Origin of the sequence: Phenylobacterium sp. LjRoot225, from assembly GCF_964252855.1 — a bacterium.
Lineage (GTDB): Bacteria > Pseudomonadota > Alphaproteobacteria > Caulobacterales > Caulobacteraceae > Phenylobacterium.
In genome coordinates, this window is the sequence record NZ_CAXUPL020000003.1 from 286,957 (window position 1) to 300,813 (window position 13,857).

General features: G+C 68.5%; 15 protein-coding genes. 8 read left to right on the forward strand and 7 right to left on the reverse strand.

Going from position 1 to position 13,857, the window contains the following annotated elements:
* The first annotated feature begins 30 nt into the window (after positions 1–30).
* On the forward strand, positions 31–1,293 hold the full coding sequence (locus ACSQ2B_RS16490; RefSeq protein ID WP_436051500.1) for an adenosylmethionine--8-amino-7-oxononanoate transaminase: 1,263 nt from the start codon (positions 31–33) through the stop codon (positions 1,291–1,293).
* Between the two features lie 159 nt (positions 1,294–1,452).
* On the opposite strand, the gene bioB is transcribed toward ACSQ2B_RS16490, so the two are convergent.
* Positions 1,453–2,463, reverse strand: coding sequence for a biotin synthase BioB (gene bioB / locus ACSQ2B_RS16495; protein ID WP_436051501.1), 1,011 nt, complete (start codon positions 2,461–2,463; stop codon positions 1,453–1,455).
* A 170-nt stretch (positions 2,464–2,633) separates the two neighbouring features.
* Here bioB and ACSQ2B_RS16500 point away from each other — a divergent pair, with 170 nt between their 5' ends.
* The 7 genes from ACSQ2B_RS16500 to ACSQ2B_RS16530 all read left to right on the forward strand — a co-directional run bounded on the left by ACSQ2B_RS16500 (position 2,634) and on the right by ACSQ2B_RS16530 (position 9,923).
* Entirely contained in the window at positions 2,634–4,106 is a 1,473-nt protein-coding gene (locus ACSQ2B_RS16500; protein WP_436051503.1) for a CHAD domain-containing protein, read from the forward strand.
* A 121-nt stretch (positions 4,107–4,227) separates the two neighbouring features.
* Positions 4,228–5,226, forward strand: coding sequence for a zinc-dependent alcohol dehydrogenase family protein (locus ACSQ2B_RS16505; RefSeq protein ID WP_436052590.1), 999 nt, complete (start codon positions 4,228–4,230; stop codon positions 5,224–5,226).
* 174 nt (positions 5,227–5,400) lie between these two features.
* Complete coding sequence (locus ACSQ2B_RS16510) at positions 5,401–5,742, forward strand: hypothetical protein (RefSeq protein WP_436051504.1); 342 nt, start codon at positions 5,401–5,403, stop codon at positions 5,740–5,742.
* Positions 5,743–6,126: 384 nt separating this feature from the next.
* Positions 6,127–7,518, forward strand: coding sequence for an adenosylhomocysteinase (ahcY, locus tag ACSQ2B_RS16515; RefSeq protein ID WP_436051505.1), 1,392 nt, complete (start codon positions 6,127–6,129; stop codon positions 7,516–7,518).
* 25 nt (positions 7,519–7,543) lie between these two features.
* Entirely contained in the window at positions 7,544–8,374 is an 831-nt protein-coding gene (locus ACSQ2B_RS16520) for a PfkB family carbohydrate kinase (RefSeq protein WP_436051506.1), read from the forward strand.
* A gap of 79 nt (positions 8,375–8,453) precedes the next feature.
* A complete protein-coding gene (locus ACSQ2B_RS16525; RefSeq protein WP_436051507.1) occupies positions 8,454–8,735 on the forward strand; it encodes an acylphosphatase in 282 nt (93 codons plus the stop codon).
* Between the two features lie 63 nt (positions 8,736–8,798).
* Positions 8,799–9,923 carry a serine hydrolase domain-containing protein gene (locus tag ACSQ2B_RS16530; RefSeq protein WP_436051509.1) on the forward strand — a complete coding sequence of 375 codons (1,125 nt, stop codon included), beginning with the start codon at positions 8,799–8,801 and terminating at the stop codon, positions 9,921–9,923.
* On the opposite strand, the gene rarD is transcribed toward ACSQ2B_RS16530, so the two are convergent.
* From rarD to ACSQ2B_RS16560, 6 genes are all read right to left on the reverse strand, one after another.
* Complete coding sequence (rarD, locus tag ACSQ2B_RS16535) at positions 9,908–10,834, reverse strand: EamA family transporter RarD (RefSeq protein ID WP_436051510.1); 927 nt, start codon at positions 10,832–10,834, stop codon at positions 9,908–9,910. The two genes, ACSQ2B_RS16530 and rarD, sit on opposite strands and share 16 nt — an antisense overlap.
* Positions 10,835–10,838: 4 nt before the next feature.
* Positions 10,839–11,870 carry an aspartate-semialdehyde dehydrogenase gene (locus ACSQ2B_RS16540; RefSeq protein ID WP_436051511.1) on the reverse strand — a complete coding sequence of 344 codons (1,032 nt, stop codon included), beginning with the start codon at positions 11,868–11,870 and terminating at the stop codon, positions 10,839–10,841.
* Between the two features lie 110 nt (positions 11,871–11,980).
* Positions 11,981–12,199 (reverse strand): hypothetical protein, encoded by a 219-nt coding sequence (locus ACSQ2B_RS16545; RefSeq protein WP_436051513.1) that lies wholly within the window; start codon positions 12,197–12,199, stop codon positions 11,981–11,983.
* The gene (locus ACSQ2B_RS16550; protein WP_436051515.1) at positions 12,163–12,543 is read right to left on the reverse strand and encodes a class I SAM-dependent methyltransferase; all 381 of its coding nucleotides are present in this window, start codon (positions 12,541–12,543) and stop codon (positions 12,163–12,165) included. Before ACSQ2B_RS16550 ends, ACSQ2B_RS16545 begins: the two co-directional genes overlap by 37 nt.
* Positions 12,544–12,571: 28 nt before the next feature.
* Positions 12,572–13,051: a hypothetical protein gene (locus ACSQ2B_RS16555; protein ID WP_436051516.1), complete on the reverse strand. Its 480-nt coding sequence runs from the start codon at positions 13,049–13,051 to the stop codon at positions 12,572–12,574.
* On the reverse strand, positions 13,051–13,686 hold the full coding sequence (locus ACSQ2B_RS16560; RefSeq protein WP_436051518.1) for a response regulator: 636 nt from the start codon (positions 13,684–13,686) through the stop codon (positions 13,051–13,053). Before ACSQ2B_RS16560 ends, ACSQ2B_RS16555 begins: the two co-directional genes overlap by 1 nt.
* Positions 13,687–13,857 lie beyond the last annotated feature (171 nt).

Here is a 13,857-nt window from a genome sequence, read left to right on the forward strand (position 1 = left end):
CCGCCGCCGAAACGTGAACGGAGCACGGCCATGTCCGAAGCCCCCAACTGGTTGGTCGAGGGCGCCCCTCATGTCTGGCGACCCTACTGCCAGATGAAGACCGCGCCTGCGCCCCTGGCGGTCGCGCGGACGGACGGGTCGCGGCTGATCCTGGAGGACGGGCGCGAGCTGGTGGACGGCATCGCCAGCTGGTGGACCGCCTGTCACGGTTACAATCATCCGCATATTCGTGACGCGGTGGCCGACCAGCTGGCGCGCGCGCCTCACGTGATGTTCGGCGGCCTGGCGCACGAGCCGGCCTATCGGCTGGCCCGCCGGCTGGCGGCCCTGCTGCCCGGCGACCTCGACCACGTCTTCTTCGCCGAATCCGGTTCGGTCTCGGTCGAGATCGCGATGAAGATGGCGCTGCAGTACTGGATCAACCGCGGCGTCTCGGGCCGCACCCGGTTCCTGTCCTTCCTCGGCGGCTATCATGGCGACACCCTGGCCACGATGACGATCTGCGACCCGGAGGAGGGGATGCACAGCCTCTTCGCCGGCGTCATGCCGGCCCAGCACGTGGTCGCCCTGCCGACCGACGCGGCCTCGGAGGCAGGGCTTCGCGCCTATCTCGCCGAGAACGCCCAGGAGATCGCCGCCATCGTCGTCGAGCCGCGGGTCCAGGGCGCCGGCGGCATGTTCTTCCACGACGACGAGGTGCTGCGCACCCTGCGGCGCGTGGCCGACGACCACGACATGCTGCTGATCTTCGACGAGATCTTCACCGGCTTCGGGCGCACCGGAGACCTCTTCGCCTGCGAAGGTTCGGGCGTCGTCCCCGACATCGTCACCCTGTCGAAGGCGCTGACCGGCGGCACCCTGCCGCTCTCGGCGGCGATCGCCAGCGCCCGCGTGTTCGAGGCCTTCTGGTCGGACGATCCGGGCGCGGCCCTGATGCACGGGCCAACCTACATGGCCAATCCGCTCGCCTGCGCTGCGGCCAACGCCTCGCTCGACCTGTTCGAGACCGGAAGCTGGCGCGCCGACGTGGCCCGCATCGAAGCCGGCCTGCGTAAGGGACTGGAGCCCTGCCGGACAGCGACGGGCGTGGTCGACGTCCGGGTGAAGGGCGCGATTGGCGTGGTGGAGTTCGCCACGCCGGTGGCGGTCGGCGCGCTGTCGCAACGCTTCGCCGAAGCCGGCGTCTGGATCCGGCCGATGCTGAATCTGATCTACCTGACGCCGCCGTTCGTGGTGACGGATGCGGACCTGGAACAGCTCACCGGCGCGATCCGGACGGTGGTGGTGGGTTAGCCAGACACGACTTTCATTTCGCGGAGCGGGCGCCGAACGCCCCCTCACCCGCTTCGCGGGAGCTCCCCCGCAAGCGGTGGAGCATCTTCGGCCCAGATCCTCCACCGCGTAGCAGGGGAGGTGGCTCGCGCAGCGAGACGGAGGGGGCGTTGCGGCCTATCAGGCCGTCTTCATCGTCATCGGCCGCATCTTCAGGTCGGCCAGCAGGGCGGCGTCGGTGTCCTGGTCGGGGTTCGAGGTGGTCAGCAGCTTGCCGCCGACGAAGATCGAGTTGGCGCCGGCCAGGAAGCAGAGCGCCTGCAGCTCCCGCGACATGTGCTCGCGGCCGGCCGAGAGGCGGACCACGGACTTCGGGCAGACCATGCGGGCGACGGCGATCATCCGGACGAACTCCAGCCCGTCGATCGGGCTGGCGTCGCCCAGCGGCGTGCCGGGAATGGGCATCAGGTCGTTGACGGGCAGGCTGTCCGGATGGGCCGGCAGGCTAGCGAGTTGCTGGAGCAGGCCGGCGCGGTCGCGGCGGGTCTCGCCCATGCCGACGATGCCGCCGCAGCAGGTCGAAAGGCCGGCGTCGCGGACGGCTTCCAGGGTGTCGAGCCGGTCCTGGTAGGTGCGGGTGGTGACGACCTTGTCGTAATACTCCGGCCCGGTGTCGAGGTTGTGGTTGTAGTAGTCGAGGCCGGCGTCCTTCAGCGCCCTGGCCTGCTCCGGCTTCAGCATGCCGAGCGTGGCGCAGGTCTCGAGCCCGAGTTCCTTCACGCCGGAGATCATGGCGGCGAGTTGGGGCAGGTCGCGGTCCTTCAGGTCGCGCCAGGCCGCGCCCATGCAGAAGCGCTGGGCGCCGCCTTCCTTGGCCTGCTTCGCCGCCGCGATGACCGTCTCGGCCTCCATCAGCTTGGAGGCGGGCGTTCCGGTCTTGAAATGGGCCGACTGGCTGCAATAGCCACAGTTCTCCGCGCAGCCGCCGGTCTTCACCGACAGAAGCTGCGACAGCTGCACCTCGGTCGGATCGAACCAGCGCCGGTGCACGTCGGCGGCGCGGAACACCAGCTCGGTGAACGGCAGCTCGAACAGCGCCTCCACCTCTTCCAGCGTCCAGTCGTGGCGCGGCTGGGCGTAATCGATCCCGCTCGCAGGCAGGACAGTCGCGGGCAGGACAGGCGCGTTCATGCCGGCTCCTCAGACATTGCGGACAAAATTCCCCTCGCACCTATACGCCAACGCCGTCCGCGGCAACCGCCGCGCCGCGCCCCGGCGACCCTCGCCGGCTCCAAAAGTTGATATCGCGCATGCCAGGAGCAGCGGCCGGGTGTAGATTGGCGCGGGCGGAGAGTGTGACGATGCCGCATCCCGAAGAGATCGAGCTCAAGTTCCTGTGCGCGCCGGAGGATCTCGGCCGCGTGCTCGCCGCGGCGCCGGAGGGCGACGACGACTGCCGGGAGCTGATCAGCGTCTATTTCGACACCCCGGACCTCGACCTGCAGAAGGCCGGCGCCTCGCTTCGCGTTCGCGAGAGCAAGGGCCAGCGGATGCAGACCGTGAAGCGCGGGGATGGCTTGGCGCGCGAAGAACATGAAACGCCGATCGCCACCGACGCTCCGGATCCGAGCCTGGGGCCGCTGCCGCAGCTCTTGCCGCACGGCGCTCGCGGCGAGCTGAAACCGGCCTTTCATGTGCGTGTGACCCGCCGCCAGCGGCTGGTGCGTTTCGCCGGGGCGGAGATCGAGCTGGCCTTGGACCAGGGCGAGGTGCGCGGCGGCAAGCGCGTGAGCCCGATCAGCGAGGTCGAGCTCGAGCTCAAGTCGGGAGAGCCGGCCGCCCTGTTCCAACTCGCCCGCGAACTCAGCCAAGCCGCCCCGATCTACCTTTCCTTCGCCAGCAAGTCCCAGCGCGGCCAGGCGCTCGTCGCCGACTGTCCGCTGCACGCCCATCGCCGCGCGCGGCCGGAGATCGGTGAGGACGCCACGCTCGCAGAGGTTTTCCAGGCGATCGGCCGCAGCACGCTGACGTCGATCGCCGCCAATTCAGAGCTGCTCCGCGAGCGGCCCGACGCCGAGGCCGTACACCAGCTGCGGGTCGCAGCCCGCACGCTGCGCAGCGCGCTCTCCACCTTCCGCGAGGTGGTGGAGGACCAGGACTACGACCGGATCAAGGACGAGCTGCGCTGGCTGGCCAAGGCCTGCGACGAGGCCCGCAACCTCGACGTCTTCGCCGAGGAGCTGCTGGCGCCGGCCGTCAAGGCCGAGCCGTCTGACCCCGGACTGATCGCGCTGGCGGCGGCCATCCAGGCGGCTCGCGAACACGCCGCCGCCGACGTCGAGCAGGCGGTCGGCTCGGCGCGATTCCGCGACCTGCTGATCGAGGTGACCGGCTGGGTGGAGACCGGAGACTGGCTGTCGCAACCCCCCTCGGGCGAAGCCGCCAAGCCCTTCGCCCAGGCGTCGCTGCAGACCCGCCGCCGCAAGCTTCTCAAAGACGGCCGGGACCTCAAGCGGCAGGACGACGCCGAACGGCACCAGGTGCGCATCGACGCCAAGAAGCTGCGCTATGCGGCCGAGGGCTTCCACGGCCTGTTCGGGCGCAAGGCGACGACCCGCTTCGTCAAGGCGCTCAAGGAGGTGCAGGACGAGCTCGGCGGGCTCAACGACCTGGCCACGGCGGAGACCTTGCTCGGAGGTCTCGGCCTCAGCGCCGAGGCGGCCTTCGCGGGCGGCGAACAGGTTGGGCGCGCCTCGGTCGAAAAGCCGCGCCGCATCGCCCGCGCCGCCAAGGCCCTCGACCGGTTCGCCGAGGTCGATCCCTTCTGGCGCTGAACCGCCGCCGCGCCGCAACCCGGACCCGCGGTGCGTTTCCCTGGACAATGGCGCCGGCCTCGCGCAGCAGAGACGGGACGTTCAAGGCGCGTGATGGAAGGTTGACCGGCTCATGAAGGTGATGCGGATCGGGCGCCCAGCCAGCTTGGACACGCTTCGTCTCGATGAGGCTGACGCGCCCGCGCCAGGGCGGGGCGAGATCAGGGTGCGCGTCCGCGCCGCCTCGCTGAATTTCCGGGATGGCCTGGTGGCGACCGGCGTCTTCCCATCTGCGGACGGCCTCATCCCCCTGTCGGACGGGGCCGGCGAGGTGGTCGAGGTCGGCGACGGCGTGACGGACTTCGCGCCCGGCGACGCGATCGTCAGCACCTTTCACCCCGCGTGGCTGGACGGTCATATGGAGCGCTCCCAGCTGGTCAGCAGCCCCGGCGGCCCGGCCGACGGTTTCGCCTGCGAGTACGCCACGCGCCCGGCGACCCACTTCACCCGGGCGCCGAAAGGCCTGACCCATGCTGAAAGCGCGACGCTGACCTGCGCCGGAGTCACCGCATGGCGCGCGGTGGTGACCAACGGCGCGGTGAAGCCGGGCGACCGGGTGCTGGTTCAGGGCGCCGGCGGCGTCTCGCTCTTTGCCTTGCAGTTCGCCAAGGCCGCAGGCGCGACCGTCATCGCCACCTCCTCCAGCGACGAGAAGCTCGAACGCCTCAAGGCGCTCGGCGCCGACCACGTGATCAACCATCGCGAGGTGGAGGCCTGGGGCGAGACGGTGCTGGCGCTGACGGACGGCCTTGGCGTCGACCATGTCGTCGAGGTCGGCGGCCCGAACACGCTGCGGCAGTCGCTGATCGCCGCCAGGACCGGTGGGCATGTGGCGATCATCGGTGCGGTGGCCGGCTTCGATATCGACACCATTCCCTTCGCCATCGTCCAGGCGAAGCGGTTGCGCCTGCAAGGCGTGACCGTCGGCAGCCGCCGGGACCAGATCGACATGGTCCGCGCCATCGAGGCGAACGGCTTGAAGCCCGTGATCGACCGGACCTTCCCCCTCGAGGAGCTGGCCGAGGCGTTCCGCTTTCTTCAGGCGGGACAGCGCTTCGGCAAGCTCTGCATCGACATCTGATCAGGCCCGGTCGCCGGCTCCGGTGACGCTGTTTGCGTTCACCATGAAATTATGTTGCCAGTCCGTAACTTTTAACCCCTTCTTAACTCAGCGCGGCCGTACGCGGCGGCGTTAAAAGAGCCAGAGCTCCACGCGATGGAGCCGGAGGAAACGCAAGAGCCACGGGAGGGCCGCATGAAAATGGCCTTGATGATCGCGTTTGGCCTGGCGCTCGCTACGGCGAACGCCCAAGCCGCGCCGAGCCACGCCAGATGGATGGGGGAGGCGAGTTGCGCCGCCTGGCCCATGCAGGAATCCTACGACGACTTCGACAAGGCGCTTCTGCTCAACTGGGTGCTGGGCTGGCTGTCGCGCAGCGGCAAGGATGGCGCCGATATTCTTTCCAAGGTCGATCAGCCGACCGTAAGCCGTTGGGTGGACCGCTATTGCGCCGACCATCCGACCGACACCCTGATTTCGGCGGCGGCCATGATCGAGAGCCAGCTGGCCGACCGGGCCAGGTACAGCAGCCTCTGATTTCGTGCGCCGGATCTGAAGTTCGCCGGAGCCCGCCGCCGGCGCATGCGAACTTCGGACTCGGGGATGCTCACGGTTCCGGGCTTCCCAATCGGGCGGGCGTTTCTGCGCCCGCCCATCTTTGCTGTGTATTTTCAATATCGTAGAGCATGACGGACGCCGCAACCGGCGTCCACTTGCGGCCGTCGTGCGCTGGCCGGCGAAGAATCACATAAAGACTTCCTTATATGATCCTTGCTGCTATGGGCGGCGGCCGGTATAGAGCCGCGATGAGCCCCGGAGCCTTTCCGACCAGCGGAAAGCTCTGAGTCAGAAATCCAGAGCGCATCGCGCGGCGAAGCCGGCCTTCGCCTGACGCGCTCTGCGCCCGCGCAAGGACAAGACATGACCGACTATGTCGTGAAGGACATCGCCCTGGCCGACTGGGGCCGCAAAGAGCTCGAGATCGCCGAGACCGAGATGCCCGGCCTGATGGCGGTGCGCGAGGAGTTCGGCAAGGAGCAGCCGCTGAAGGGCGCCCGGATCGCCGGCTCGCTGCACATGACCATCCAGACCGGCGTGCTGATCGAGACGCTGCAGGCGCTGGGCGCCGACGTCCGCTGGGCGTCGTGCAACATCTTCTCCACCCAGGACCATGCCGCTGCGGCGATCGCCGCCAAGGGCACGCCGGTCTTCGCGATCAAGGGCGAGAACCTGATCGAGTACTGGGAGTACGCCCACAAGATTTTCGAATGGTCCGACGGCGGCTATCCGAACCTGATCCTCGACGACGGCGGCGACGCCACCCTGCTCTGCGTCCTGGGTCCCAAGGCCGAGAAGGACCCCTCGGTGCTCGCCCATCCGGGCAATGAGGAGGAAGAGGCGCTCTTCACCGTGATGAAGCGCTACCTGAAGGAAAAGCCGGGCTTCTATTCGGCGATCCGCGACGCCATCAAGGGCGTCTCGGAAGAGACGACGACGGGCGTTCACCGCCTCTATCAGATGCACGAGCGCGGCGAGCTGCCGTTCCCGGCGATCAACGTCAACGACAGCGTCACCAAGTCGAAGTTCGACAACCTCTATGGCTGCCGCGAGAGCCTGGTGGACGGCATCCGCCGGGCGACCGACGTCATGCTGGCCGGCAAGGTGGCGGTGGTCTGCGGCTATGGCGACGTCGGCAAGGGCTCGGCGGCCTCGCTGCGCAGCGGCGGCGCGCGCGTCGTGGTCACCGAGATCGACCCGATCTGCGCCCTTCAGGCGGCGATGGAAGGCTATGAGGTCAACACCCTCGACGACGCCTGCGGCAAGGCCGACATCTTCGTCACCGCGACCGGCAACAAGGACGTCATCACCGTCGATCACATGCGGCGGATGAAGAACAACGCCATCGTCTGCAACATCGGCCACTTCGATTCCGAAATACAGATCGCGGGCCTCAAAAACTACAAGTGGGACAAGATCAAGGATCAGGTCCACCACGTGGAGTTCCCGGACGGCAAGAAGATCATCATCCTGTCGGAAGGCCGCCTGGTGAACCTGGGCAACGCCACGGGCCACCCGAGCTTCGTGATGAGCGCCTCCTTCACCAACCAGACCCTGGCGCAGATCGAGCTGTGGAAGCACAACACGAAGTACGAGACGAAAGTCTATACCCTGCCGAAGCACCTCGACGAAAAGGTCGCGATGCTGCACCTCTCGAAGCTCGGGGCGAAGCTGACCGTGATGTCGGATGAGCAATCGAGCTACATCGGCGTCCCGCAGCAGGGCCCATTCAAGCCCGACCACTACCGGTACTAGAGCGTAGGTTGTAAGGCATGGCGCCATGCCCGTGGCGCTCATCCTGTCTTCCTTCGTTGCGGCCTCCCGGATTGGCGGAGGCGCCCAACAGTATGTGCTGGCGGCGCACAGGATCGATCCGGTCCTGGCGCCGACAGTGCTCTTCGGTCGGAATCCCGCCACAGGCGCCGCCGGTGACGTCACCGAGCCGGACGTCCTGCGCCGCATGCTCGCCGACATCGAGGCCGACGCCATCTTCGGCGAGGTCGACCTGGTGATCGCCGGCTATTTCGCCATCCCCGAACAGGTCGAGATCGCCGCCAGCCTGCTGGAGCGGATCCGCGCCGCCGCGCCCAAGCCGCCGATCGTGCTGGTCGATCCGATCATGGGCGACGATCCCAAGGGCCTCTATGTCCACCCGGAGGTGGCCGAGGCGGTCGCCACGCGTCTCGTCCCGCTCGCCGACTGGATCACGCCCAACCTGTGGGAGCTCGGCCGCCTGGCCGGCGCGCCGATTCTTGACGTGGCGGGCGCCATCGCCGCCTGCCGCACGCTTGGGCGCCGCGCCCTGGTGACCTCGCTGTCAGGCGCCGAGGGCGAGATCGGCCTGCTCTACTGCGACGCCGACGAGGCCGTGCTCTTCACCCACCAGCGCCTCGCCCATGCGCCGAACGGAACCGGCGACCTTGTGACCGCCAGCTTCGGCGCGGGCCTGATCGAGGGCCTGGCGCCGCGGGCCGCGGCCGAGCGTGCAGCCCGCGTCGCCGCCGAAACGGTTCAGGTGGCTCTGGAGTGGGGGGTCGTCGACCTGCCGATCGTGGCCCTGGCCGAGCAGCTGGTGAACCCGACCGCGAACGTGCGCATCAAGGAGCTGTAGACCAGGCTCCGGCCGCGTCCGCGGGCGCGAGTCGCTTGGAGGGGTTGCCGAGCCGCCTCATCCACGGCATCCCGCCGCGATGATCCGCACCGCCGCAAACCTGCGCATCGAAGGCCGCGTCCAGGGCGTGGGCTATCGCTGGTGGACCGTCGAGACGGCGCAAAGGCTCGGCCTCAGCGGCTGGGCGCGCAATCGCGCCGACGGCTCGGTGGAGATCCTGGCGATCGGGGCGGCCCAGGCCCTGTCCGACCTGGAGCGGGCCTGCGCCTCCGGGCCGCCGGCGTCGCGCGTCACCGCCGTTCGGCGCACGCCCGCCGAGGACGACGGCAGCGACGGCTTTCGCCAGCGCGAGACGGTCTGAGCGCGCATTCCCGGCGGCGTCGGCCGGCTTCCACTTCGGCGGCGAATGGTCTAGGCGTCCGACATGGTCGAGATCGCCGGTTTCGCGGCTCCGCGCTTCGCCGCCGTCAAGGATGTGTTCGCCGACAACTTCGAGCAGGGGCTCGAGCTCGGCGCCCGTTTCACCCTGGTTCAGGCGGGAGAGGTCGTGGTCGACCTGTGGGCCGGGCACGCGGACCGCGCGCGGACCAGGCCGTTCGACGAGCGCACGCTGACTCCGGTCTTCTCCACCACCAAGGCGCTCGCCGCCGTGCTGGTCGCCCGGTCTGTCGAGGCCGGCCGACTGAGCTACGACCAGCCGGTCGCCGAGATCTGGCCGGAATTCGGCCAGGCCGGGAAGGCGGCGATCACCGTCGAACAGGCGCTGTCGCACCAGGCGGGCCTGAGCGGCTTTCCCGACAAGATGGACCCGGCGCTCTGGTTCGACTGGGACGCCATCTGCGCCCAGCTGGCGGCCATGGCGCCGCTCTGGCCGCCGGGCACGGCCAGCGGCTACCACCCGATCACCTTCGGCTACATCGCCGGCGAGATCTTCCGCCGGGTGGAAGGCCGCACCATGGGGACGGCGCTGCGCGAGGACCTGGCCCAACCGTTCGGCCTGGACCTCTGGATCGGCCTGCCCGACAGCGAGTTCGGCCGGGTCGCCGACCTGCAGCGGCCCAGCGCCCTGCCCGATTTCGGCGAGCACAACCCGCCCACCCGCGCGGCCTTCATGACCTCCTGGTCTTCGCCAGCCGGCCGGAACCAGGACGAATGGCGACGGATGGAGCTGCCGTCCGCCAACGGCCACGCGACCGCCGAGTCCCTGGCCAGGCTGATGGGCGCTCTGGCGAACGATGGCTGGCTCGACGGCGCGGAGATCCTTTCGCCCGCCCTGATCGGCGAGATGGCGCGCGAGCGGATCCGCGGCCAGGACCTCGTCCTGCCCTTCGTCATGAGCTGGGGCGCCGGGGTCATGCGCAACGAGACCGAGAAGCCCTGGGGCCCGGCCCTGCAGAGCTTCGGCCACTCCGGCTGGGGCGGCTCCTGCGCCGTCGCCGACCCGGAGACCAGGATCGGCTGCGCCTATGTGATGAACAAGCAGGACACCCAGCTGATGGGCGACCTGCGGCCGAAGCGGCTGATCGAGGCGGTCTACGCGGCGCTCTGAGTCGCGACCGTGGTCTGGACCAGCCGGCTCTTGCGCCAGGCGCCCAGCGCGAACACCGCCACCCCGGCCCAGATCAGCGCGAACGAGGCGCCGCGCAGGGGGCTGAAGGCCTCGCCCTGCAGGACGCCGAGAAAGAAGGTCATGGTCGGCGCGATGAACTGCAGGAAGCCCATGGCCGAGAGCGGAATGCGCCGCGCGGCCCAGGCGAACAGCACCAGCGGGATCACGGTCAGCAGGCCGCAGGAGACCAACAGGGCGGTCAGCGGCAGGCCCTGGCCGAAATGGCCTTGGCCGTGCGCCTGCAGCCAGAGGACGAAGACCGCGCTCGGAACCGCCAGCAGCACGCATTCGACCAGCATCCCGGCCTGGGCCTCGGCGTTCACCCGCTTCTTGACGATTCCGTAGCCGCCGAAGGTGACGGCCAGCACCAGGGAGACCAGCGGCAGATGGCCAAGGGCGACGGTCTGCAGCACGACGCCGGCGGCGGCGAGGCCGATCGCGACCAGTCCCTGCCGGTCCAGCCGTTCGCCGAAGATCAGGGCGCCTGCAGCCATGTTGATCAGCGGCAGGATGTAGTAGCCGAGGCTGGTTTCGAGCACCCGGCCAGAGTTCACCGCCCAGATGAAGGTGATCCAGTTGAGCGCGATCAGCACGGCGGCGAGCGCCAGCCAGGCCAGCGTCCGCCCATCGCGGAAGACGGCGATCGCCGCGCGACCCTGGCGCGCCAGCAGGACGAAGACCAGGGCGGCGGGCGCGCCCCAGACGGTGCGGTGCGCGAGGATTTCCCACGGACTGCCGCCCAGGCGTCCGATGAGCTGGAAGACCAGGGGAAGCAGCCCCCAGATCGAGTAACAGCCAACCCCCGCCGCCGTCGCCAGCCGGGATTCGCCCGGCGCCGACGACGAGGTCATGGCGCTAGGCGAGGGCCTTGTGGCGGATCAGGCCGCGTTCGTGGAGCAGCTGGGCGATCTGCACGGCGTTGAGCGCCGCGCCCTTGCGCAGGTTATCGGCGACCACCCACATCGACAGGCCGTTCTCGACCGTCGGATCCTTGCGGATGCGGCTGACGAAGACCGGGAACTCGCCCTGGGCTTCCTTCGGCGTCATGTAGCCGGTGGGCTCGTGCTTATCGATGACGATCAGGCCCGGCGATTCGCGCAGGAGGTCGCGCGCCTCGTCCTCGTCGATCGGATCGTGGAACTCGATGTTCACCGCTTCCGAGTGGCCGACCATGACCGGCACGCGCACGCAGGTGACCGTGAGCTTGATCTCGGGATCGATCATCTTGTGCGTCTCCTGCCACATCTTGGCTTCCTCGTCGGTGTAGCCGTCGTCGCGGAAGGCTCCGATGAAGGGGATGACGTTGAAGGCGATCTGCTTGGGGAACTTCTTGGGCGGCGTCGCCCCCAGCACGAAGACGTTCTTCGTCTGGTCGAACAGCTCGTCCATGCCTTCCTTGCCGGCGCCGGAGACCGATTGATAGGTCGCCACGACGACGCGCTTGATGCGCGCGAGGTCGTGCAGCGGCTTCAGCGCCACCACCAGCTGGGCGGTCGAGCAGTTCGGGTTGGCGATGATGTTCTTGCGGTTCGCCCACTCGACATCGTCCGGGTTCACTTCCGGCACGACCAGCGGCACGTCCGGGTCCATCCGCCAGGCCGAGGAATTGTCGATGACGATCGGGCCGGCGGCGCCGATCTTCGGCGACCATTCCTTCGAAAAGGCGCCCGAGACGCTCATCAACACGATGTCGACGGTGGAGAAGTCGAACTGTTCGACGTCCTCGCACTTGATAATCGCGTCGCCGAAAGAGACCTGGACGCCGATGGATTTGCGCGAGGCGATCGCATGAATCTTGTCCACGGGGAAATTGACTTCCTCGAGGATGTTCAGCATCTCGCGGCCCACATTGCCCGTGGCGCCGACGACGGCCACCCGGTAACCCATCGCAAAATCTCCGCAATCTCTTTGGGGGAGCGCTCCGTTACGCGTTTCAGCTCCCTGACGCAAGAACCGGGAGATGGCGAGGCTCCGGCTGGACCGCAAGGCCACGCCTCTCAGTCGGCGGTCTTCTGGAAATAGACCTGGACGTTGGGCAGGCCGCGAACCATCCGCAGCTTGTCGGCATAGATGGTCGTGAAGGCGTCGAGCGCGATTTTCGGCCGGCCGAGCGTGCGGTTGCCGCCCCAGCGCGGGTCGTCCCACAGATAGTCGTCGCAGATCATCAGCCCGCCCACCTTCACCAGGTCGAAGCCGGTGACGAGGTCGCGCAGCACGGTGGCAGGTCGGCCTTCACCTTGCGGCGAATCAGCTCGCGCAGGGCGTTCTGCGACCAGTCGCGCAGGGTCTCGACCTGGGCGGCGTTCGGCAGCTCGGCGATATTGGCCTGGAACTTCTGGAACAGGGCCTCGCCGTCCTCGCCGGTCCAGACGTCGATGCAGTAGAGGCGGCTCTCCGGCGCGCGCAAGAGCTCGGTCATCAGCCAGCAGGCCGACGAGCCTTCATAGCTGCCGACCTCGACGACCGTCCTCGGCTGCTGTGGATCCCACTTGGCGCGCTCGAACAGCAGGTGCCGCCAGGCCGCGACATAGGGCGCATGGTAGTTGGTGTACTCAGCCATGGCCCGCCATCTACCACGGGCCGGCGCGTCAGGCCTCGTCGGCCTTTGGGCTGCTGTAGAGCGCGCTGACCTTGTTGAGCCCGGCCAGCACCGCCTGGGCGCCTTCCGGCGGCAGCTCGGTGCTGATCAGCAGCTTCCAGGCGCGCAGGTGCACGCCGACGGCTTCGCGGTCGTAGCGCTGATGGGTCTGCAGATGGTCCAGCAGGTCGCACAGGCTGTGCAGCGCCACGTCGACGCTTCCTGCGCCGCAGACGTCGCCCAGGCCGATGCCGCGCACGGCGGTTTGGTAGAGGGCGCCGACGCCGGCTTCGTCATAGGTCGAGCCCAGGCCGGCGAAGACCTTCTCGGCGGCGGCCAGCAATTCGTCGAGCTCGCCGATGCACTGCGGCTTCAGCACGGCGAGGTTGGCCTGGGCGGCGGTGATCGCCTCCGAGACGGGAAGTCCGCCGGGGACCTTGAGCAATTGCGCAAGGCGCTGTTTGGGGACGGTGAAGCGGGCGGTCGTCATCAATTCCCGTCCTGTTCGTGTGCGCCTTCGATCTCGGCGACGTCGATGTCGACGCCCGCCTCGATGTCGGCTTCCTTGGCCCCGGCGCCGCCGGGACCCTGAGGCAGCGGCGTGGCGCTGAAGTCCTCGCGCCGGCGGCCCTTCTGGCCCTTCGGCGGGCCGACGTTGCGAAAGCGCCGGTCCGGCCCGACGTAGGTGTCCGAGAACAGGAACTTCCGCCCCTCCTTCGAGGACCAGATGATCCGCTCCAGCACGGTGATCGGCGGAAAGGGCTTCTTGATGATGATGTTCGCCCCGCAGTCACGGGCCCGCGAGATCTGGCTGCGCGGGGTGTGCGAGGTGGTCATCAGGACGGGCGTGTAGCAGTTCGGCTCGCCGGCCTCGCGCCGCATCCACTCGACGAAGTCATAGCCCTCGCCCGTCGGCGCCATGCTGTCGATGATGGCGAGGTCGATCTGGTTGCCCTCGACGGCGGCCCGGGCGGATTCCCCGTCGGCGCAGCGGTGCAGGCTCTTCGCGCCCAGGCCGGTGACGATCTGCACGAGGATCGACATGCCGAGCGGCGTGGCGTCGAGCAGCAGGACCGACGCGTCCTTCAGATTGAAACGAGCGCGGGAGGCTGGATCCAGGCCCATAGCTAGCCGACCCGCCTGGCGCAGGGTCGACAGCTCACGCTCGTGTTCGCTTCGCGCGACACCTGACTTCCCAGCGCCTCCGTATAACCGCACCATCCAGCCAGACCGCGGTTAACAGCGCATTGCCGCTTAGCGTGTTCATCGGACTTGGTGCGACCGTAGGCCGCAGCG